General features: G+C 73.7%; 15 protein-coding genes. 2 read left to right on the top strand and 13 right to left on the bottom strand.

Going from position 1 to position 20,331, the window contains the following annotated elements; genetic code table 11:
- From ACGFI1_RS29945 to ACGFI1_RS29955, 3 genes are read right to left on the bottom strand one after another with little or no spacing between them, the layout of a single operon-like run.
- Nucleotides 1–828, bottom strand: a complete 828-nt coding sequence (locus ACGFI1_RS29945; RefSeq protein WP_364548781.1) for an enoyl-CoA hydratase-related protein — start codon at nucleotides 826–828, stop codon at nucleotides 1–3.
- Nucleotides 825–1,568 carry an SDR family NAD(P)-dependent oxidoreductase gene (locus ACGFI1_RS29950; RefSeq protein WP_392790060.1) on the bottom strand — a complete coding sequence of 248 codons (744 nt, stop codon included), beginning with the start codon at nucleotides 1,566–1,568 and terminating at the stop codon, nucleotides 825–827. Before ACGFI1_RS29950 ends, ACGFI1_RS29945 begins: the two co-directional genes overlap by 4 nt.
- Nucleotides 1,565–2,533: an amidohydrolase family protein gene (locus ACGFI1_RS29955; RefSeq protein WP_392790063.1), complete on the bottom strand. Its 969-nt coding sequence runs from the start codon at nucleotides 2,531–2,533 to the stop codon at nucleotides 1,565–1,567. The genes ACGFI1_RS29950 and ACGFI1_RS29955 overlap by 4 nt, the downstream gene beginning before the upstream one ends.
- Nucleotides 2,534–2,619: 86 nt before the next feature.
- On the opposite strand from ACGFI1_RS29955, the gene ACGFI1_RS29960 reads away from it, so the two are divergent.
- Nucleotides 2,620–3,273 carry a TetR/AcrR family transcriptional regulator gene (locus ACGFI1_RS29960; protein ID WP_138641884.1) on the top strand — a complete coding sequence of 218 codons (654 nt, stop codon included), beginning with the start codon at nucleotides 2,620–2,622 and terminating at the stop codon, nucleotides 3,271–3,273.
- Nucleotides 3,274–3,368: 95 nt separating this feature from the next.
- Here the strand turns inward: ACGFI1_RS29960 and ACGFI1_RS29965 are convergent, their stop codons facing one another.
- The 9 genes from ACGFI1_RS29965 to ACGFI1_RS30005 form a co-directional block, all read right to left on the bottom strand.
- Nucleotides 3,369–5,003, bottom strand: a complete 1,635-nt coding sequence (locus tag ACGFI1_RS29965; RefSeq protein WP_392790066.1) for an AMP-binding protein — start codon at nucleotides 5,001–5,003, stop codon at nucleotides 3,369–3,371.
- A gap of 1 nt (nucleotide 5,004) precedes the next feature.
- A complete protein-coding gene (locus tag ACGFI1_RS29970) occupies nucleotides 5,005–5,763 on the bottom strand; it encodes an ABC transporter ATP-binding protein (protein ID WP_364548770.1) in 759 nt (252 codons plus the stop codon).
- A complete protein-coding gene (locus tag ACGFI1_RS29975; RefSeq protein WP_392790069.1) occupies nucleotides 5,760–7,595 on the bottom strand; it encodes a branched-chain amino acid ABC transporter ATP-binding protein/permease in 1,836 nt (611 codons plus the stop codon). The genes ACGFI1_RS29970 and ACGFI1_RS29975 overlap by 4 nt, the downstream gene beginning before the upstream one ends.
- Nucleotides 7,588–8,463, bottom strand: coding sequence for a branched-chain amino acid ABC transporter permease (locus ACGFI1_RS29980; protein WP_138641738.1), 876 nt, complete (start codon nucleotides 8,461–8,463; stop codon nucleotides 7,588–7,590). Before ACGFI1_RS29980 ends, ACGFI1_RS29975 begins: the two co-directional genes overlap by 8 nt.
- Before the next feature lie 7 nt (nucleotides 8,464–8,470).
- A complete protein-coding gene (locus tag ACGFI1_RS29985) occupies nucleotides 8,471–9,709 on the bottom strand; it encodes an ABC transporter substrate-binding protein (RefSeq protein WP_392790072.1) in 1,239 nt (412 codons plus the stop codon).
- 273 nt (nucleotides 9,710–9,982) lie between these two features.
- On the bottom strand, nucleotides 9,983–10,873 hold the full coding sequence (locus ACGFI1_RS29990) for a polysaccharide deacetylase family protein (RefSeq protein ID WP_392790074.1): 891 nt from the start codon (nucleotides 10,871–10,873) through the stop codon (nucleotides 9,983–9,985).
- 54 nt (nucleotides 10,874–10,927) lie between these two features.
- Nucleotides 10,928–13,672, bottom strand: coding sequence for a helix-turn-helix transcriptional regulator (locus ACGFI1_RS29995; protein ID WP_392790076.1), 2,745 nt, complete (start codon nucleotides 13,670–13,672; stop codon nucleotides 10,928–10,930).
- A 383-nt stretch (nucleotides 13,673–14,055) separates the two neighbouring features.
- Nucleotides 14,056–16,551, bottom strand: a complete 2,496-nt coding sequence (locus tag ACGFI1_RS30000; RefSeq protein WP_392790078.1) for an excinuclease ABC subunit UvrA — start codon at nucleotides 16,549–16,551, stop codon at nucleotides 14,056–14,058.
- 152 nt (nucleotides 16,552–16,703) lie between these two features.
- The gene (locus ACGFI1_RS30005; protein ID WP_392790081.1) at nucleotides 16,704–17,675 is read right to left on the bottom strand and encodes a helix-turn-helix transcriptional regulator; all 972 of its coding nucleotides are present in this window, start codon (nucleotides 17,673–17,675) and stop codon (nucleotides 16,704–16,706) included.
- Between the two features lie 63 nt (nucleotides 17,676–17,738).
- Between ACGFI1_RS30005 and ACGFI1_RS30010 the strand changes: the two genes are divergently transcribed.
- On the top strand, nucleotides 17,739–19,220 hold the full coding sequence (locus ACGFI1_RS30010; protein ID WP_392790083.1) for an MFS transporter: 1,482 nt from the start codon (nucleotides 17,739–17,741) through the stop codon (nucleotides 19,218–19,220).
- A gap of 25 nt (nucleotides 19,221–19,245) precedes the next feature.
- On the opposite strand, the gene ACGFI1_RS30015 is transcribed toward ACGFI1_RS30010, so the two are convergent.
- Nucleotides 19,246–20,199 carry an acyl-CoA desaturase gene (locus tag ACGFI1_RS30015; protein WP_392790086.1) on the bottom strand — a complete coding sequence of 318 codons (954 nt, stop codon included), beginning with the start codon at nucleotides 20,197–20,199 and terminating at the stop codon, nucleotides 19,246–19,248.
- Between the last annotated feature and the right edge of the window lie 132 nt (nucleotides 20,200–20,331).

Genomic DNA, 20,331 nt, shown 5'->3' on the forward strand with positions numbered 1-20,331 from the left:
TCAGCGGCCGGTGAACTCGGGGCTGCGCTTCTCGACGAAGGCCCGCGCGCCTTCGACCGCGTCGTGCACTTCCCTGTTGTTGCGGATGTGGAAGGTGTTCTGGATGCGGAGCGCCTGTTCGAGCGGCTGGCCGTAGACCCGCTCGCGCAGCTGCTTGTAGAGGCCGATCGCCCGGGTCGGGCCGGCCGCGAGGCGCCGGGCCTCGGCGAGCGCCGCGTCCCGCAGGTCCGCCGGCGGGACGACCCGGGTGTAGATGCCCAGGCGCTCGGCGTCGGCGGCGTCGAGCAGCCCCCCGGACAGGTAGATCTCCGTCGCCTTCGCGGTCCCGACGATGCGGGCCAGCATGACGGCGGTGCCGGTCTGCGCCACGTTGACCAGGCAGCTGCCGATCCGGGCCGTGTCCGCGGCGATCCGCAGGTCGGCGGCGCAGGCGAGTTCGGTGCCCGCTCCGGCGGCGGCGCCGTTGACCGCCGCGATGACCGGCTGCGGCGCCGTGACGATCGCCTCGACGATCCGCAGGTACACCGGGTCGGCGGTGTCGCCGAGGACCGGCGAGTGCCTGCGCTCCCCGGCGAGGTGCTCGTCCACCGCGCCGAGGTCGTCCCCGCCGCAGAACGCGCTGCCCGCGCCGGTCAGCACCACGACCCGGGCCCGCGGATCGGTCTCGGCGCGCTCCAGCGCGCGCAGCAGCTCCTCGCCGAGCGCGCGGTCGAGCGCGTTGCGCCGGTCCGGGCGGTTCATGGTCAGCCACAGGACCCCCGGCGCCGGCCGCGAGACCAGCAGGACCCCGCCGCCTCCGGACGCCGTGCTCTCCTGCCCCTGCGTCATGCTCGGACCATCCCTCCATCGACGAACAGTGCTTGGCCGGTGATGTAGCCGGCGCTCGTTCCCAGCAGCCAGACGACCGCGGCGGCGACCTCCTCCGGGTACCCGCAGCGGCCGAGCGGCAGCCGCGCGGCGACCTTCTCGGCCAGCCCGCGCAGCCCGCTCTCATCGAGCATCGGAGTGTCGATGAAGCCGGGGCACACGGCGTTCGCGCGGACGCCGAGCGGCCCCAGCTCGACGGCGAGCGACCGGGTCAGGCTCAGCAGCCCGCCCTTGCTCGCGTCGTAGGCGGCCTGCCCCGCGAACCCGGTCACCGCGATCGAGCAGACGTTGACGACGGCGGCGCCCGGCGGCCCGGCGAGGGCGGGGGCCGCCTCGCGGGCCAGCCGGAACGGCGCCGACAGGTTGACCTCCAGCACGCGCGTCCAGTCGGCGGTGCTGTGCTCGCCGAGCGGCGCGCGGTGCTCGACGCCCGCGTTGTTGACCAGGCCGTCGAGGCCGCCGAGCCGCTCGGCGGCGGCGGCGACGAGCCGCCGCGGCGCACCGCTCGCGGTCAGGTCGAGCGGCATGGTGTGCAGCCGGCCGTCCGCGACCTCGGCGCCGAAGCGGCGCTCCAGGCGGCGGCATCCGGCCTCGTCGATGTCGGTCGCCAGCACCCGCGCGCCGTGCAGGAGCAGTTCGGCGACGAGCGAGGTGCCGATGCCTCCGGCGGCGCCGGTGACCAGGACCCGGCGGCCGTTCACGCCGCCGTCCCGGTACGGGCCCGGCCCAGCAGCCGCTCGGCGTTGCCGTGCAGCCAGGCCCGGACGGTGCCGTCCGGCAGGCCGAGCCCGGCGACCTCGGCGGCGAGCGCGGCGGGCGGGCGGGCCTGCGTCCAGCTGGTCGACCCGAACATGACCCGCTCCCGGACGGGCCCGGCGCCCAGCGCCAGCAGCGCCTCCCAGCCCGATCCGGGGGCCGCCATCCTGGACGGGCGGTGCGAGGAGAACTCCAGGTGGACGTTGGCGTGCCGCTGCGCCACGGCCAGCATCTCGGCGACCCAGGGCCATCCGCCATGGCCGGCGATCAGGACCAGGCCGGGGTGGGCGCCGGCGATCCGGTCCAGCACGCGCGGCGCGGAGACGTCGATCGGGACGTCGGAGCGGAAGTGCTGCCCGCAGTGCAGCCACACCGGGACGCCGGCGTCGGCGGCGAACCGCCAGAACTCGGCGTGCTCGGGCCCGGACGGGTCGACGCCGTCGAGGAACGGGATCACCGACAGGCCCGTCGCACCGAGCGAGTCGAGCGCGCGGCGCGCCTCGGCGAGCGCGGCCCGCGGGTCGGCGAGGGCGACGCCCGCCCACGCGCTGAGCCGGTCCGGGTGCCGCGCGGCGTAGCCGGCGACCCGGTCGTTGACGGTGCCGTCCGCGACGGGCCACGGCCCCCCGTGCAGCACCTGGTGGGTCACCCCTGTCTCGGCGAGCGCGGCGACATGGCGGTCGATGTCGAAGCCGTCCCCGAGGACGGCGGCCAGCCGCTCCGCCGTGCCGGCCGGGTCGCGCGCCGCGTCGGCCGCGACCTCGCCGGGCGCCCGCCCGGTGCGGGCGGCGAGCCGCCCGGCGAACAGCACGAGGTAGCGGGGCGCGGCGGTGGCCAGCGCGCCCAGATAGGCCGTCCAGCACTCGGTGTCATAGGCGACCTCGCAGACGTCGATCACCGGTTCACGCATCACGGCCTCCCTTGTGTACAAACGTTTGTTTACCAGATTTCCCGATGACAGGTCAATGAACGTTCATGTGGTGATAGCGTCAAGGCGTGGCTACGACACGCTCCCGGACGACCGCCGCCGGCACCCCGGCCGCGGCCTCGATGAGCCGGCGGATCCTCGACGAGGCGGCGCGCCTGTTCTACGAGGACGGGTTCCCCGCCACCAGCGTCCGCAAGATCACGGCCGCGTGCGGGGTCACCGCGGGCTCGCTCTACAACCACTACGGGTCCAAGGAGGAGGTCCTCTACGCGATCCTCAAACGCGCCCACGAGGACTCGGAGGCCCTGTTGGAGGAGGGCCTCCTGCACGGCGGCGACCGGCCCGACCGGCAGCTCGCGGAGCTGGTGCGAGAGCTCACCCTGTTCCACACCGAGCGGCGCATCGAGGGCCTCGTCGCCCGGACCGAGTGGCGCCACCTCCCGCCCGAGCAGGCCCGCGAGGTCCTGGACGCGCAGCGGCGCGTCCGCCGGATCTTCGAGCGGACGCTGGAGCGCGGCCTGGCCGCCGGCCGGTTCCGGCTGAGCGACCCGCGCTCGCAGCGCCCGGCGCAGGTGGACGTGGTCGCCAAGGCCATCCTCGACATGTGCATCAACGCCGGGCAGTGGTTCCGGCCGGAGGGCGCGATGACGGCCCGGGAGCTCGCCGACCAGTACGCGTTCCTGGCCCTCCAGCTCGTCGGCGCCGACCCCCAGCAGACCTGACGCCCCGGCAGACCCGACGCCCCCGTGGACGGTCCCGCACGCGCGGAGACCGGAGGGTGCACCGGACGTGCCGGTGCGCCCTCCGGTCGGGCGGTTCAGCGGGCGGCGGACGTCCCGCCGATGCGGTCCCGCCGGACGACGACGCCCAGCCGCTCGCGGTCGGCCGTATCCGGAGTAACGCCCTCCGCGCGCAGCCGATGCTTCTCGATTTTGTTCGTGGGCGTGTGCGGCAGCGCGCCGACCACGCGCACATAACGCGGCACCATGAAGTGCGCCATCCGCGGGATGAGGAAGCGCAGCAGCTCGGCGGGGTCCACCGCCGCGCCGTCCACGGGCGCGACGACCGCGAGCACGTCGTCCTCGCCGTGCGGGCTCGGCACCGCGACCACCGCGGCCTCCCGGACCGCCGGATGCGCCAGCAACTCGGCCTCCACCTCGGCCGAGGAGATGTTCTCGCCGCGGCGCCGGATCGTGTCGCCCATCCGGTCGACGAAGAAGTACTCGCCGTCCACCGTGCGGAAGGCGTCCCCGGTGTGGAACCAGCCGTTGCGCCAGGCCCGGGCCGTCGCCTCGGGCATCCCGAGGTAGCCGGAGTTCATCGCCCAGGGCTGCGCGGTGCGCAGCACCAGCTCGCCGACCTCCCCGTCGGGGACGGCCCGGTCGTGCTCGTCGACGACCCGCGCCTCGACGCCCGGCCGCAGCCGCCCGGACGTGCCCGGCACCTCCGGATCGGGCCCGGAGATGATCGGGATCGAGACCTCCGTCATGTTGAACATGGCGACCACGTCGACGCCGAAGCGCTCGGCGAACGCCGCGCTGTCCTCGATGAGCGGGATCATGAAGACGCGCCGGAGCGGGTGCGCGCGGTCCTCCGGGGAGGGCGGGCGCTTGCCGAGGAACGTCGCCATCACGCCGAGCAGCGTGACGTGCGTGGTCTCCGTCGCGCGGACGGTCGGCCAGAACGACTCGGTGTCGAACGCGTCCACGAGGCTGATGCCGCCGCCGAACAGCAGCGCGGCGTAGGTGCCGATGGTGCCGCCCGCGTGGAACAGCGGCAGGTTCACCATGTAGCGGTCGGCGGCTCCGAAACCCGTGAACGCGGCGCGCGCGCACGCCGCGAGCTGGACGTACGAGCACAGGACGCCCTTCGACGGCCCGGTCGTCCCGGACGTCAGGATCACCGCGTACGGGTCCCACGGCCTGGCCCGCGCCTCCGGCCGGAATCCGGGGGCTGGCGCGGCCAGCGCCTCCGGCCCGAGGACTTCCAGGCTCGGTGCCGTCTCCGGCGGGGCATCGTCCGGTCCGAGCACGACCACGCGTTCCAGCGCGCCGGTGTCGATGTCGGCCAGCCGCCCGGCCAGTTCGGCGTGCACGACCGCCGCCCGCGCCCCCGACAGCCGGATCGCGTGTTCGAGCAGGCCGCCGCGGTAGGCGGTGTTCAGCGGGACGAGGGTGCAGCCGAGCAGGTTCACGCCGAACCAGACCCGCAGCGCGTCCGGCCCGTTCGGCAGCCAGGAGACCACCGTGTCGCCCGGCCGCACGCCGAGGCCGTGCAGCCCGGCGGCGACCTGCTCGGCCTCGGCCAGGGTCTCGGCGTAGGTCCACCGCGTCCCGTCCTGGAAGACCGCGTACACCCGGTCGGGGTGCTCGGCGGCACGGCGGACGAGGAGCTCCCCGACCACGCAGTCCTCGGCCCCGGGCACCGCCGGGCCCCACCATTCGTCGCTCATGTCACTCCTCGTTCCGCGGCCCGCCGGCCGCCGCCGCGCCCAGGTAGGCGACCCGCAGCGCCGGGTCCGCCGCCAGCGCGGCGGCGTCCCCGGACGCCTCCACCTCACCGTGCCGCATGACGAGCCCCCGGTCGGCGAGCGCCAGCGCCTGGCCGACGCGCTGCTCGACCAGGATCACCGTCAGGCCCTGCTCGCGGAGCCGGTCCACCACCGCGAACACCCGCTTGATGATCACGGGCGCGAGGCCGATGGACGGCTCGTCCAGCAGCAGCGCCCGGGGTTCGCGCATCAGCGCCTGGCCGATGGCGAGCATCTGCTGCTCCCCGCCGCTGAGCACCTCCGCGTAGGCGTCCATCCGCTCGCCCAGGACCGGGAACAGGTCGACGACCCGTTCCGTCCGCTCCCGCTCGACTTTGCGCCGGTTCGGGACGTTCCACAGCCCGAGCCGCAGGTGCTCGGCGACCGTGAGCCCGGTGAACAGGCGCCTGCCCTCGGGGATGTGGACGAGGCCGTGCGCCACGATCCGCTCCGGGCTCCACCCGGTGATGTCGGTGCCGCCGAAGCGCACCGACCCGGACGTGGGGCGCAGCAGCCCCGAGATGGTGCTGAGCAGGGTGGTCTTCCCGGCGCCGTTGCCGCCGACCACCGCGAAGACCTCGCCCGTCCGGACCGCGAAGTCCACCGAGCGGACCACCGGCACCGCCCCGTACCCGGAGCTCAGCCCGGACACGCTGATCAGTTCCTCGCCCTGCGCCGTCATGCCGGTGCCCCCAGGTACAGTTCGACGACCCGCGCGTCGCCGAGGGCGTCCTCCGGCGCCCCCGACGTCACCAGTTCGCCCCGGTCGAGGACCGTCACCGCGTCGGCGACGTTCGCGACGAGTTCGATGTGGTGCTCCACCAGGACGACGGTGGTGCCGGCGTCGCGGATCGCGCGGATCAGCCGTCCGAGCGCCTCCAGCTCGCGCGGGGTGAGCCCGGCGGCCGGCTCGTCCATCAGCAGCAGCCGCGGGCGCGCCATCAGCGCCCGCGCCACCTCCAGCAGCCGCTGCTCGCCGTGCGGCAGCGCGGCGGCCTCCTCGTCCGCCCGTCCCGCCAGGCCGTGGGCGGCGAGCAGCCGGTCGGCCTCCGCCGCCAGCGCCGCTCGTTCGCGCCGGGCCCGGGGCAGCCGCAGGACGGTCGCCGGCCCACCGGACCGTTCGCGCGCATAGGCGCCGAGCAGGACGTTGTCGCGCAGGCTGGACGCCCCGAGCAGCCGCGGCGTCTGGAAGACGCGCGCGACACCGCGCCGGGCGAGCCGCTCCGCCGGAGCCCGGCTGACGTCCTCGGCGCCGAGGAGGACCCGGCCCTCGTCCTGCCGCAGCAGGCGGCTGATCACGTTGAGCAGGGTCGTCTTCCCCGATCCGTTCGGCCCGACGATCGCGTGCACCCTGCCGGGCTCGATGGTGAGGTCGACGCCGCGCAGGGCGTGCACGCCGCCGAACGACTTGCGGACGCCGGACAGTTCGACGCCGAGCGGCGCGCCGCGCGGCGGCCCCACTTCGGCCGTGCCCTCGGCCTCGGCCTCGGACTCGGCCTCGGACTCGGGCTCGGGCTCGGGCTCGGTGCGGGGAGTCGCGGCGGGCGGGCGGGCCTTGCGGTACCGCGCCAGCAGCTTGTCCCACGCGCCCGCGATGCCCTGCGGTGCGTACACCATCAGCGCGAGCAGCGCCGCGCCGTAGATGAGGCCGCGCCACTCCGCCAGGCCGGTCAGCAGCTCCGGGAGCGCGAAGAACAGCAGCGTGCCGATGATCGGGCCCGCCAGGCGCGCCGCGCCGCCGATGATGACGACCAGCAGGAAGAGGATCGAGAAGTCGAGCGTGAAGTCGTCCGGCGTGACGAGCCCGTGGTGCACGGCCAGCAGCGCCCCGCCCAGCCCGGCGGTGGCGCCGCCGCAGGCGAACGCGAACAGCTTCGCCCGCGCGGGGCCGACGCCGACGCTCCGCGCCATCTCCGGCGCGTCCCGGACGGCCATCATGCCCCGCCCGAGACGGGAGTCGACGATGTTGCGGACCATGACGAACAGTACGGCGTTCACGGCGATGACCAGCCACAGGACGTCCCGCTCCGCCAGCTCCCACGACCCGATCGCGGGCCGCGGGATGCCGACGAGCCCGGACCAGCCCCCGGTCAGCCCCTCGAACTCGACGAGCAGGCTACGCGCCGCCATCGCCGCGCCGAGCGTCACCAGCGCGATGTACCAGGACGACAGGCGGAACGCGGGGAGCGCCATCAGCGTCCCGGCGACCGTGGTGACCAGCACCGCCGCGGGCGCCGCCGCCCAGAACGTCCAGCCGTGGTCGGCCATGAGGACGCCGGTCGTGTACGCGCCCACGGCGACCAGCGCGCCCTGGCCGAGCGAGACCTGGCCGGTGTAGCCGAACATGATGTTCAGGCCCGTCCCGACCACCACGTAGATCGCGGCGGTGGTGGCGAGGTAGGTGATCGTGGGGTCCCCGGTCGCGGGCGGCAGCACGGCCGCCGCCGCCAGGAGGACGAGCCAGGGCGCGGCACGGCGCACGGCGCCCGGCCGGTTCCGGATGGCCTCAGACATGGCGCTGCACCGCCAGACCCCGCAGGCCGTTCGGCCGGACGAGCAGGATGAGCAGCATCGCCGCGAGCAGCACGACCGACTGCGAGCCGGGCGAGGCGTAGGCGGCGCCGGCGGCCTCGACGGTGCCGAGCACCCAGCCGGCCACCAGCACGCCGCGGTTGTCGCCGATGCCGCCGACCGCCAGGGCGGCGAACCCCTTGATCAGCAGGCCGAGGCCCATCGTCACCGAGGCGAGCAGCAGCGGCGCCGCCAGCACGCCGGTGAGCCCCGCCAGGGCGCCGCCGAGCAGGAACGAGCGCCGGGTCAGCGCCCGCGGGTCGATGCCGCGCAGCCGGGCGCCGTCGCGGTCGGCGGCCACCGCGCGCAGCGCGGTGCCGAGCCGGGACCGGTCCAGCAGGCCGAGCAGCAGCACCACGGCGACGGCGACCGCCACCACCGCGACCTGGTAGCTGGAGAACCGGAATCCCGCCACGTGGTTGACGTCCAGGGACAGCGGCCACGGCGGCGCGACGGTGCTCGGCTGGTCCGTCCAGAGCCGTCCGGCGGCCTCCGCGATCAGCAGCGAGAACGCCAGCGTGGTGATCACCCAGCCGGCGGCGTGGGACGACCTGCGCAGCACCGGGGTGACGGCCACCCGCTCCTCGGCCAGCGTCACGACCCCGACGACGGCCATGACGCACAGCACGGCGATCCCCCAGGGGAGCCGGCCGATCGGGGTGGCGGCCATCAGCATCGCGCCGATCATGATGAGCTCGCCCTGCGCGAAGTTCACCACGTTCGTCGGCCGGTGCAGCACGTTGAAGCCCATCGCGACGAGGCCGTACAGGCTGCCGAAGACCAGCCCGGCGACCAGGATGTCGGCGATCATCGGGGGGTCACACCCCGTCCGCGCGGCGCCGCAGGACCCCGCCGAGGCTCTCCGGGTCCTTCGCCGACATCAGGGTGCCGATGGTGATGTCCTCGTCGGCGATGCCGGAGTGCCGCTTCGCGGTGAAGGAGACCTTCGCGCGGATGCCCTGGTAGCCGCTCACCTTGTCGAGCGCGGCCTTCAGCTTGGCCGGGTCGGTGCTCTTGGTGTCCTCGACGACCTCGGCCATCAGCATCATGTAGTCGTAGTAGGGACTCGTCACCGCCGAGTAGCCGAGGCCGGCGGTGTCCGGGTGCTTGTTGATGCGCTCGACCAGCTGGGTCACCTCCGCGGACGGCTTCTCCTGGCCGGTGTAGGTGAGCCCCCGGTAGGTGGTGCCGAAGAACCCGTCCAGCAGCGGACGCGGGAACTCCCCGAGCGCGTCGATGTAGTTGAGGTCGTGCGACACGATCACCGGCTGGAAGCCGCTCGCCGCCATCGCCCGCAGGATGAGCACCGTCGCCTGCGGCTGGCCGGTGAACAGGCCCAGCCCGTCCACGCCGGCGCGTTCCAGGTTGCGGACGAACGGCGTCATGTCGGAGGCGTCCACCTCGAACACCTCGACGGCCACCGGCTTGGTGGAGTAGGCGTCCCGCAGCGTCGCCACGACGGCGTCCCTGATCGAGGTGCCGAACTCCGAGTTCTCCACGATGATGCCGATCTTGCGCAGCCCCCGGACCTCGTGGAGGAAGCGCGCGGCGACCCTGGCCTGCTGGGTGGTGTTGTAGACGAGCTGGTAGTGGTGCGGGAAGCGGTCGCCGTCACCGAGCAGCTCGGCCCCGCCCCACGCCGACTGGATCAGCTCGGCGCGGGCGAGCGCCGTCACCGACGCCAGCACCTGCGAGCTGCCGGTGGGGCCGACGACGAAGGTGGGCTTGTCCCGGATCAGCCGCTGCGCCACCGCGGGCTGGCTGGCCGGGCTCCCCTTGTCGTCGTGCTCGGTGACCTGGACGGCCTCGCCGAGCAGCCCGCCGGCCGCCTTGATGTCCTCCAGGGCGAGCCGCGCGCCGACGTAGATCGGCTTGTAGGCGGCGGCGAGCCGGCCGGTCTTCGGCTCTACCCACCCGATCCGGGCGGCCTTCGTCCCGCCGCCGCCCGAACTGCCGCACGCCGCCGTTCCCAGGCCGAGCACGCCGAGCGCGGTGGCGGACGCGGCGCCCGCCAGGAACCCGCGCCGGGACATCCCGTCCGTCCGGTAAGTGACCAAGGCCGCCTCCTCGATTTGGTGTATGAACGTTTGTATACTTCACCCCGATCCACGTCAAGGGAGGTCTGGCAGCACCGGTCCCCGCCACACCCTGCGGCGGTCTGGTGCCCGAGAGATTCGCGTTGCTTCGCCGCGATGCGGCGACGGCGGCTTCCATGCCGCCGGACGGCGCTCCGCATCGTCATGGGCCGAAGGCGCGACGAGCGGGAAAGGGACGGCCCGGATCGAGCGGTGGGGTGCGTCGATCCGGGCCGCCAGGCGGTGATCCGTAGGTTATGAAGCCTGGTTCAGGACGTATTCGGCTATCTGGGCGTGGGTGGCGTACCAGACGCCCTGCTGGGCGTCGATGTGCTCAAGGAGTTCGCGCAGGACGGTCATGCGGGAGCGGTGGCCGATGACCTGCGGGTGCATGGTGAGCTGGAACAGCCCGCCCTCCTCCAGGGCGGCGTCGAACTCGTCGCGCCAGATCCCCGCCACGTCCCGCGGCGGCGGGCACGTCCGCAGCGTGCCGCCGAACTCCACCAGCAGGTACGGGACGTCGTCCCTGATCCATTCGACCGGGATCTCCACCACGCCGGTCGGCTCGCCGTCGGCGAGCAGCTCGTACGGTTCGTCGTCGGCCATGAGGGAGGAGTCGTAGCGCAGGCCCAGCTCGCGGGTGATGGCCAGGGTGTGGTCGGAGAAGTCCCACGCCGGGGTGCGGATGCCGACCGGGCGGGTGCCCGACAGCTTCTCCAGGGTGTCGGCGGCGCGCAGGGCCAGCTCGCGCTCGTCGGCCGGGTCCAGCGTCGTGTTGCTCTCGTGGATCCAGCCGTGCATGCCGATCTCGTGGCCGGCGGCGACGTAGTCGCGGACCTCCTCCGGGTGCAGCAGGCCCGAGACCGCCGGCATGAAGAACGAGGCCGGGATGCCGAAGCGCTCCAGCAGGGCGAGCACCCGGCGGGAGCCGACGCGGGAGCCGTACTCGCCCTGCGCGAGCTGGCCCGGCCCGGTCATGCCCACGCGCAACGCGATCGTCTCGTGGTCGCAGTCGAAGGAGAGCGCGACCGCGACACGGGCGCCTCCCGGCCAGGACGCCGGGTGCAGGGAGCGGCCGGCGCGGACCCGCGCCACGTGGCCGCGCCAGGTCTGCTCGTCCCACTGCCAGGGCTGCTGTTCGGTCATGTGAGCCTCTCCGGTTCGTTGGGGACTGCGGGGGTCTCACGCCCGGTCGTCGCCCTAGTCGGGCAGCGCCTCCGCGAGCTGCTGGCGGGAGGTGATGGCGAGCTTGGTGAAGACCTTGCTCAGGTGGTATTCGACGGTGCGGGGGCTGAGGAAGAGCTGGGCGCCGATCTCCGGGTTCGACAGGCCCGTCCGGGCCAGGCGGGCGATCTGCCCTTCTTGAGGGGTGAGGTTGCCGCCGGCGGAGGCGATGGTGCGTTTGCGGACGGTCTCGCCGGTGGCCTGCAGTTCGCGTTGGGCGCGGCTCGCAAAGGCCGTGGCGCCGAATTCCTGGAACATCTCGTAGGCGGTGCGCAGGTGCTCGCGCGCGTCGGTGCGGCGTTTCTCACGGCGCAGCCACTCGCCGTACACCAGGTGGGTGCGGGCGAGGTAGACGGCGGCGCGGCTGCGCCGGAGGTGTTCGATGGCCTCCTGGTACAGCAGGTCGGCGTCCTCGCCGTCGGAGAGCAGTGCCTTCGATCGGGCGAGCATGCCGAGGGCCAAGTCGGTGCCGCTGGCGGTGGTGCGTTCCATGAGTTGTCGCAGCGCGGTCGTGGCCGCTTCCGGGGCCTTGCTGTAGGCGGCCGCCTCGATCAGTTCGATGAGAGCGAACCCGGTGGCCCCGAGATCGTCATGCCTGCACGCACGTTCCGCATAGTCCAGGGCCTCCTGGTAGCGGCCAAGGGCGTTGTGAACCAAGGCGCCCATGTAGAGGCTCTGGCTGACCGCTCGGCCCTCGCCCCAGGTGCTCGCCGATTCGGCGGCGGCGTCCATCTGCGCCGGCGCATCGTCCGCTCCGCGCCACGCGCGGAGCAGGGTGATGGCGAAGCCGAAGTAGGAGTTGCCGGTCACCTTCAGGATCGCGTCGGACTCCTCCACCAACGTGGCCGCCGCATCGAACTGACCTGCGTAAACGTGGACGGCGGCGCGGTAGGTGAGGGCTTGGGGGAGGAAGTGGAGCGCTCCCATCTCACGCGCGGCTCGGACCGCGTGCTCGGCCAGGTCGTGGAGGGTGGCGTCGTCCCACATGTCCGCGGCGACCAGGTAGCTCAGCCAGAGCCAGCGCATGTTGTCGTCGGGGTCGCTGCGGGCTTGTTGCCGGAACATCTGCAGGACGTTCTTCAGCTGCGGTGCTCCTTGGGTGAAGCCGTCGCAGAAGCGTGTCGCCAGCGCGTCGAGCAGGGCGTCGACTGGGCGGGCCGGTTGTGGTCCTTGGGGTGCGGTGCGGGCGGCGTCGGCCACGGTCCGCAGGAGGCCGGGCCGGCCGAGCCTCCCGGCGAAGATCGCCGACCCCATCGCGTCGATGTACGCTTCGCGGGCCTGCCCGGCATCGACGCGGGCCAGCCGCCCGGCCGCCTCCAGCAACGGCTGCAGCGCCTCACCCCCGCGCTTGCGCGCGAAGATGATCTGGGCGCGCAGCCAGGCCATCCGCCCGCTCTGCAGCTCGGTCAGCCGCCCCCGCTCCGCCGACACCAGCAGCTCCAGCGCCATGTCCGGGGCGCCGGAGTCGAACGCGGCCTGCGCCGCCGCCAGAGCGCGCGCGGTGCGCCGGGCCGGGTCGGGGGTCAGCTCGGTCGCGCGCCGCAGGAACGCCGCCGCCGCCGCGATACCGCCGCGGACCTGGGCACGGTCGGCCAGCCGCTCCAGCTCACCGGCCACCGACTCGTCGGCCTCCAGCGCCGCGTGCGCGCGATGCCAGGCCCGGCGCTCGGGATCGGACGCCGGATCGGTCGCCTCGGCCAGCGCACCGTGCGCCGCCCGCCGCTGCGGCGGCGACGCGGCCGAGTACACCGCCGACCGCACCAGCGGATGCCGGAACCGCAGCCACGTCCCGATCTCCAGCAGCTCCTCGGCCTCCGCCGGCTCCACCGCCGACCCCGGCACCCCCAGCCGCTCGGCGGCGCGCCGGATCAGCACCGGGTCACCGGTCGGCTCGGCCGCCGCGACCAGCAGGAACGACCGCGTCGCGTCCGGCAGCCCTACCAGCCGCCGCCGGAAACCCTCCTCGATCCGCGCCGGGACGGCCTGGGCCTCCACCAGCCCGAACCCGCCCGCCAGCTGCGCCGGGCTCAGCCCGCGCGGCAGCTCCAGCAGCGCCAGCGGGTTCCCGTTGGTCTCGGCCAGGATCCGGTCCCGGATCCGCTCGTCCAGCGGGAACCGGACCACCGACCCCAGCAGCGCCTGCGCGTCCTGCTTCTCCAGCCCGCGCACCTCCAGATCCACCAGCCCGTGGAACTGGCTGCCCGGCTCACGCGCCGCGAAGATCAACCCCACCGGCTCGGCCAGCAACCGCCGAGCCACGAACGCCAGCACCTGCGCCGACGACTGGTCCAGCCACTGCGCGTCGTCGATCACGCAGAGAAGGGCGCGTTCCTCCGCCGCCTCCGCAAGGAGGGTCAGCACCGCCAGGCCGATGATGAACCGGTCGGGTGTGTCGCCGTTGCGCATGCCGAACGCGACCGCGAGCGCGTCGCGCTGCGGGCCGGGCAGCTTCTCGATCCGGTCCAGCAGCGGCGCGAGCAGGAGATGCAGGCCGGCGAACGCCAGCTCCATCTCCGATTCCGTCCCCACGGTGCGGACCACCCGCATGTCGGCCGCACGCCCCACCGTGTGCCGCAGCAGGGCCGACTTGCCCACGCCCGCCTCGCCGCGCAGCACCAGGGCCCGCCCACGCCCGGAGCGGACATCCCCCAACAGGCCATCCAGCTCGGCACGCTCCCAATGCCGATCAAGCAACGGCATGCGCTCAGATAGCGTCTCCATGCCCGTCCATGCTCCCGCCGTTCAGCGCCGATCCGTCGGCGCACCAAGTCAGCAGCCATCGGGCGCTGCGTCTTCCGCCTGACCTCGATCGATGCCCCGCCCGGTAACTCCGTAACTGTAGCGATATGGATGCCCCCTCTCCCCTCAGAGTGAAGGCGGCGCCGCTCCCGCAGGGGTACCGGACGCGGCTCGTCCTCCTCGGCACCTCCGGAGGGCCCATCTGGTGGGAGGGGGCGGACCGCGTGGGCGTGTCGTCCGCGCTCGTCGTCGGTGACGCCCTCTACCTGGTCGACTGCGGGAACTCGTCCGTCCACAACCTGCGCGGAGCGGGGCTGCTCGGGCCGGGCGAGGGCATGAACGACCTGGGCCACCTGCGCGCCGTGTTAGCCCGCTACGGCGCGCAGGTGCCGGGCGAGGTATTTCCCGGTGATGGACGCGGGGTCGCGGGCGATCCGGCCCGGTGTGCCGGTGGCGATGATCTCGCCGCCCTCCTCGCCCCCGCCGGGGCCGAGGTCGATCACGTGGTCGGAGTTGGCGATCAGGTCGAGGTCGTGTTCGATCACGATGACGGTGGCGCCGCGGTCGGCCAGCCGCTGCAGGACGTCCAGGAGGGTGCGCACGTCCAGCGGGTGCAGGCCCACGCTCGGTTCGTCGAGCACGAACACGGCGTCGGTCTGGTCCCGGTGCATCTGGCTCACCAGCTTCAGCCGCTGGGCCTCTCCGCCGGACAGGGCCGGGGTGGCCTCGCCGAGGGTGAGGTAGCCCAGTCCCAGCTCGTCCAGGGCCGCCAGGCGCTTGTGCACCCGCCGCAGGTCGGCGGTGGCGTTGAGGGCTTCGCGGATCGTGCACCCGAGCAGGCCGGGCAGGGAGACGCCGTCGCGCCGGTAGGTGTCCGCGCGGGGCGCGAAGCGGCTACCGCCGCACTCGGGGCAGACGATGTCCACGTCGGGCAGGAACTGGACGTCGAGGGAGATCTCGCCGGTGCCGCCGCAGCGCGGACAGGCCAGTGACCCGGTGTTGTACGAGAAGTCGGAGGCCGTCAGCCCGTCGCGGCGGGCCTCCGGGGTCGCGGCGTAAGCCTTGCGCAGCTCGTCCATGACGCCCGAATAGGTGGCGACGGTGGAGCGGACGTTGATGCCGATCGGGGTCGCGTCGACCACGTGGGCCTTGATGCCGTCGGGCGCCTCCAGGTCGCGCACATGAGCCGGCAGGGCCGCCGATCTCGACCGTGCCTCCAGGGCCGGGACCAGGCATTCGAGGACGAGCGTCGTCTTGCCCGATCCGGAGACGCCGGTGACGGCGGTCAACCGGCCGAGGGGGAACTCGACCTCCAGCGGGTGGACGGTGTGGACGGCCTCCGTCTTGAGGCGGAGCGCCCCCTGCTCGAACACGGCGGCCGGCTCGGCGCAGGCACGGACGATCACCGGTTCGGCACCGGTGAGGAAGCCGGCGAGCCGCGAGCGGGGCGCGGCGGCGAGCGCGTCCGGGCCGCCCTCGGCGATGACGGTGCCGCCGTCGTCCCCCGAGCCGGGGCCGATCTCGATCAGCCAGTCGGCCTCGCGCAGGATCTGCACGTCGTGGTCGACGAAGACGACCGAGTTGCCGTCGGCCAGCAGGTCGCGCATCACGCCGAGCAGGCCGTCGACGTTGGCCGGGTGCAGGCCGATGGACGGCTCGTCGAGGACGTAGAGGACGCCGGTGGTGCGGTTGCGGACCGCCCGCGCGAGCTGGGCCCGCTGCCGCTCGCCGGTGGACAGCGTCGACCCCGCCCGGTCCAGCGCGAGGTATCCGAGGCCGAGCTCGACGAGGCGCCGGCCCATGTCGACCAGGGTGTCGGCCAGCGACCGGGCCATCTCCCGCATGTCGGCGGGGAGGTCGTCCACGACGCCGGGCGCCCACGCCAGCACCTCGTCCAGCGTCATCGCGGTGACCTCGGCCAGGTTCCGCTCACCGATCCGAGGGGCCCGCGCGGCGGGGCTGAGGCGGGTGCCCCGGCAGTCCGGGCAGGTGCCCTCGCTCAGGAAGCGGCTGACCCTGGCCAGCCGCTTGTCGGTGTCGGCGCGCTTCAGCTCCTCGGTCACCGTCAGCCGCGCGTTGCGGAAGGTGAAGTCCAGTTCGTGGACCCCCTTCTTGCTGGTGACGGTGATGTGCTTCTTCTCCTCCGGCCCGTCCAGCACGATCTCCCGCTCGCGGTCGGTCAGCTCGCTCCACGGCACGTCGGTGCGCACGCCGAACTCGCGCGCGATGTCGGGCTGCACGTTGAACCCGAACATCTGCCAGGGGGCGACCGCGCCGTCCTCCAGCGTCTTGGACGGGTCCGGGACGAGGGTCGCGTCGTCCACCGTGCGCACCACGCCGATGCCCTGGCAGCGGGGGCAGGCGCCGGTGGAGTTGAACGACAGGTCCTCGGCGCCCGGGGGGTGCACCCGCTCACCGCAGACGGGGCACGTGAACGACACCTCGGCCGCCACATCGATCGTCGGCGGGACCCGGTGGCCGTTGGGGCACAGGTGGGAGGCCAGCCGCGAGAACATCAGCCGCAGCACGTTCAGCAGCTCGCTGGAGGTGCCGAACGTGGACCGCACGCCGGGCACTCCGGGGCGCTGCCGCAGCGCCAGCGCGGCGGGGACGTGCTCCACCGAGTCGACCGCCGCCCGCGGCGCCTGGGCCATCCGGCGGCGGGTGTAGGTCGACAGCGCCTCGATGTAGCGGCGGGACCCCTCGGCGTACAGCACGCCCAGCGCCAGCGACGACTTCCCCGATCCGGACACGCCGGCGACCCCGACCATGACGCGCAGCGGAACGTCGACGTCCACGTTCCGCAGGTTGTGCACGCGGGCGCCGCGCACCCTGAGCTGGTCGGGCTGAGTGGACCTCATCGCCGCATGCTCCTCCTGGTCGCTGCCCAGACGAACGACTCCGGATCGGACGCCCATACCCCTCACGCCGACCGGTACCCCTCACGCACCAGGGCGGGCGGTTCGCGATGATCATGTGGGGGTCGCGTGACGGACGACCCTTCCCGGCGCATTCAGCCGGCGGGGCCGAGTGCTCTGTCGATGCGGTCTCGCAGGGAGCGCAGCGCTTGCCTGAGTTCTGCCGGTTCGATCTCCGTCATGTCGGCGTCGAAGGTCAGGAGGAGTCCTGCCAGCCCTGCCCATGACCACGCGCCGAGCGTGAGCCGGCACCGGGAGTCGGTATCGTGCTCGACCGTCGACCCGCCGGGGGCGAACCTGGCGACGACGGGCGCGGGCAGGGCGATGAGCGCCGAGCCGCGGCACGGCCACTCCGCCGGGGTGTCGCCGCGATCGTGCGTGCTCATGACGAAGGCCGCCGGATCGCCGTGCGGGACGTCGCGCCGCCGGAAGGGCGTCCCCGTGGGCATGCGCAGTTCAAGGCGGTCGAGGCGCATCGCACGCCACCGGTCCGCGTCCGGTTCGAACGCGACGAGGTACCAGCGCGCCGCCCATACGACGAGGTCGTGCGGTTCCAGGGTGAGCGTCGCCGTGCCGTCCTCGCCGGTGTAGTCCGCGCGGACGACGTGCCGCCGGTTGATCGCGCCGCCGATGGCGCGGACGGCCTCCGCGTCGATGGGCGCCGCGGGGAACTCCCAGTAGTTGCGCGCCGCGGAGACGGTGACCGCGTCGGTGTGGACGCGGCTGCGGGCGGGCATCGCCTGCCGCAGCGTGGCGAGGGCGCGGACGGCGTTCTCCCCGATGCCGGACAGGATCGCCGGGACGGTCTGGAGCGCGACGGCCGCCGCGACGGCCTGGTCCTCGTCGAAGACGACCGGCGGCAACCGGGTGGCGCGGCCGAGCCGGTAGCCGCCGCCCGCCCCGCGCACGGCCTCGATCTCGTACCCGAGCTCCCGGAGCGTGTCGATGTCGCGCCGCACGGTCCGCACCGACGTCCCGAGCCTGGCGGCGAGGTCCCCGGCGGTCAGCGTCGCGCCGGTCCCGAAGACCGACAGCAGCTTGAGCGTGCGGGCGGAGGTGGCGGCCATCGCTCGCACTCCTCACGACAAAGCGGTCACTCGGCGGCAACTATAGCGGCGAGGGTCGCCCGCATGACCGCTTCACAGATCCCTCACGAGGGCACGCGCGCGCCCGGCGCCCCGCCGGCGCTCGTCTCCGGCGCGGGCGCGAGCGCGGCGCTCCTGGTGGTGCTCTTCGGCTCGTTCCTGGACCTCCTCGACGGGACGATCGTCACCGTCGCCGCCCCGGCGATCGCCCGCGACCTCGGGGCCGGCGACGCCCAGATCCAGTGGACGATCGCCGCCTACCTCCTCGCCCTGGGCGCGGGCCTGGTCACCGGTGGACGGCTCGGCGACAGGTACGGCCGCAAGCGCCTGTTCATGATCGGCCTGACCGGGTTCACCGTCACCTCCGCGCTCTGCGCGCTGGCCGCCGGCCCCGGAATGCTCATCGGCACCCGCGCCGCGCAGGGACTGACCGCGGGGGTCATGGTTCCGCAGGTGTTCGGGATCATCCGGGCGTCGTTCGCCCCGGGCGAGCGCGCCAAGGCGTTCGGCGCCTACGGGGCGGTCCAGGGCCTCGCGTCCGTCGCGGGCCCGCTGCTCGGCGGGCTGCTCGTCGACGCCGACCTGTTCGGGCTGGGCTGGCGCACCATCTTCTGGATCAACGTGCCCGTCTCGGTCCTGGCGCTCGCCATGGGCGCGAAGGTGCTGCCGGAGTCCCGCTCGGCCTCGACCGCCCGCCTCGACCTCCCGGGCGCGCTGCTCGCGGCCGCGGGCATCCTGCTCCTGCTGCTGCCGATCATCCAGACCGACTCCTGGGGATGGACTTCGACCAGCTACGCCCTGCTCACCGCCGGGATCGTCGTGCTCGCGGTCTTCGTCGTCCACGAGCGACGCCTCGCCGGACGCGGGGGCGAGCCCGTCTTCGATCCGGCCCTGCTCCGGATCCGCGCCTTCGCGGTCGGCCTGTGCGCGTCCCTGCTCTTCTTCGGCGGTATCGGAGCGTTCTTCCTCACCCTGTCGGTCTACCTCCAGAACGGCACCGGCCGGACGGCGTGGGAGACCGGCCTGGTGATCCTGCCCTACGCGCTCGGCTCGATCGTCACCTCCGGGGTCGGCGTCGCGCTCGCCGCCAAGGCCGGACGGGCCCTGCTGATCACCGGCTCGCTCACCGTCGCGGCATCGCAGCTCGTCCTGTGGACGGCCGTGAGGGACGGCGGCGACCCCGGATACCCGCTCCCCGCACTCGCTCTCCTCATCGGCGGCCTCGGGCTCGGTCTGTGCGCCCCGATCCTCGTCAACGTCGTCCTCGCCGGCATCCCCGGGCGCGACGCCGGCGCCGGGGGCGGCGTGCTCTCCACCGTCAACCAGATCGGCGGCGCCGCCGGCATCGCCGCTCTCGGCACGGTCTTCTTCACCACCGCCACCGGTTCGGCGACCGGCGCACCGGGACGGGCCGACTACGCCGACGCGCTCGGCATCGTCCTCGTCATCTCCGCCGTGCTCTACGCCGTGGCGGCACTCGTGATGCTCGCGCTCCCGAAGAACACGGCCGAGCACGCCGACCAGTGACGCACGCGCGGGCGAACCTCTCCGCTCAACTCGCGTTGGGTTCCCGGGTCGCGGTGGGGTGGTTCGCCCGCATCTCGATGCGGGCTTGGGACGGCCAGTGGACGTCGTGGGCGCAGCCGAGTTTCTCCAGGAGGCGGATCAGGGCCGCGCTGGGGTCGGTCTGGCCTTTGAGGACGCCGTGGCGGGCGCTGGTCGGGTCGATGTGGTGCCAGTTGTGCCAGCCCTCGCCGAAGGTCAGCAGCGCCACCCACCGGACGTTCGAGGAGCGGTCGCGGGTGGGGAAGTCCTGGTCGCCGAAGCAGTGCGCGATCGAGTTCACCGACCACGTGACGTGGTGGACGACCGCGTAGCGGACGAGGCCGGCCCAGAAGAGGGCCGTCCAGAAGCCCGCCCACGACCAGGTGATCAGGCCGCCGGCCGCGGCGGGCAGCAGGAAGGACGCGACGGTGATCGCCGGGTAGGCCGCGTCCACCCGGCGGATGTCGCGGTCGGCGAGCAGGTCGGGCACCCAGTGCGCGCGGTTGGACCGCCTGCGGGCGCTGTAGAACCAGCCGACCTGGGCGTGCAGCAGGCCGCGCAGCAGCGCGAAGCCGCTGTCGCCGTAGGCCCAGGGCGAGTGCGGGTCGCCGGGCTTGTCGGAGTACTTGTGGTGCCTGCGGTGCTCGGCGGCCCACAGCGAGGGCGGCCCTTCGAGGGCCAGCGCGCCCGCGAGGGCGAACCCCACCCGGACGGGACGGGGGCACTTGAAGGAGCGGTGGGTCAGCAGGCGGTGGTAGCCGACGCTGATGCCGAAGATGTTGACGGTGTACATGGCCAGGGCGAGCAGGAGGTCGACGGGCCCGACCGCGCGCCCCCAGACGGCCGCGACCGCCGCGACCAGGGCCAGCGGGGGCAGCACGACCAGGACGGCCAGGTAGGCGTGCCGGCGGGTTCCGGAGACCGGGAGCGTCTCCCCCATCGCCCGATCCGCCTCCGCCATCCGTTCCTCCCGCCATCCGGTTCAGCCCGCAGGTCGAGGCCCATTGAACTGCGACGACGCGGCGGGCGGCAGTCGCCTGACAGATAGGCGACCATCACCGACCGAAGCTACTTAACTACTCAAAGTGCCAAA

The sequence above is a fragment of the Actinomadura geliboluensis genome (genome assembly GCF_043197915.1).
Lineage (GTDB): Bacteria > Actinomycetota > Actinomycetes > Streptosporangiales > Streptosporangiaceae > Spirillospora > Spirillospora geliboluensis.

What these genes read in the sequence shown, in the direction of transcription:
- ACGFI1_RS29970 (WP_364548770.1), bottom strand. Translation starts at nt 5,763, where the DNA reads ATGACGGCGCAGGGCGAGGAACTGATCAGCGTGTCCGGGCTGAGCTCC.
- ACGFI1_RS29955 (WP_392790063.1), bottom strand. Translation starts at nt 2,533, where the DNA reads ATGCGTGAACCGGTGATCGACGTCTGCGAGGTCGCCTATGACACCGAG.
- ACGFI1_RS30015 (WP_392790086.1), bottom strand. Translation starts at nt 20,199, where the DNA reads ATGGCGGAGGCGGATCGGGCGATGGGGGAGACGCTCCCGGTCTCCGGA.
- ACGFI1_RS29945 (WP_364548781.1), bottom strand. Translation starts at nt 828, where the DNA reads ATGACGCAGGGGCAGGAGAGCACGGCGTCCGGAGGCGGCGGGGTCCTG.
- ACGFI1_RS30010 (WP_392790083.1), top strand. Translation starts at nt 17,739, where the DNA reads ATGACCGCTTCACAGATCCCTCACGAGGGCACGCGCGCGCCCGGCGCC.
- ACGFI1_RS29990 (WP_392790074.1), bottom strand. Translation starts at nt 10,873, where the DNA reads ATGACCGAACAGCAGCCCTGGCAGTGGGACGAGCAGACCTGGCGCGGC.
- ACGFI1_RS30000 (WP_392790078.1), bottom strand. Translation starts at nt 16,551, where the DNA reads ATGAGGTCCACTCAGCCCGACCAGCTCAGGGTGCGCGGCGCCCGCGTG.
- ACGFI1_RS29980 (WP_138641738.1), bottom strand. Translation starts at nt 8,463, where the DNA reads ATGATCGCCGACATCCTGGTCGCCGGGCTGGTCTTCGGCAGCCTGTAC.
- ACGFI1_RS29995 (WP_392790076.1), bottom strand. Translation starts at nt 13,672, where the DNA reads ATGGAGACGCTATCTGAGCGCATGCCGTTGCTTGATCGGCATTGGGAG.
- ACGFI1_RS29965 (WP_392790066.1), bottom strand. Translation starts at nt 5,003, where the DNA reads ATGAGCGACGAATGGTGGGGCCCGGCGGTGCCCGGGGCCGAGGACTGC.
- ACGFI1_RS29975 (WP_392790069.1), bottom strand. Translation starts at nt 7,595, where the DNA reads ATGTCTGAGGCCATCCGGAACCGGCCGGGCGCCGTGCGCCGTGCCGCG.
- ACGFI1_RS30005 (WP_392790081.1), bottom strand. Translation starts at nt 17,675, where the DNA reads ATGGCCGCCACCTCCGCCCGCACGCTCAAGCTGCTGTCGGTCTTCGGG.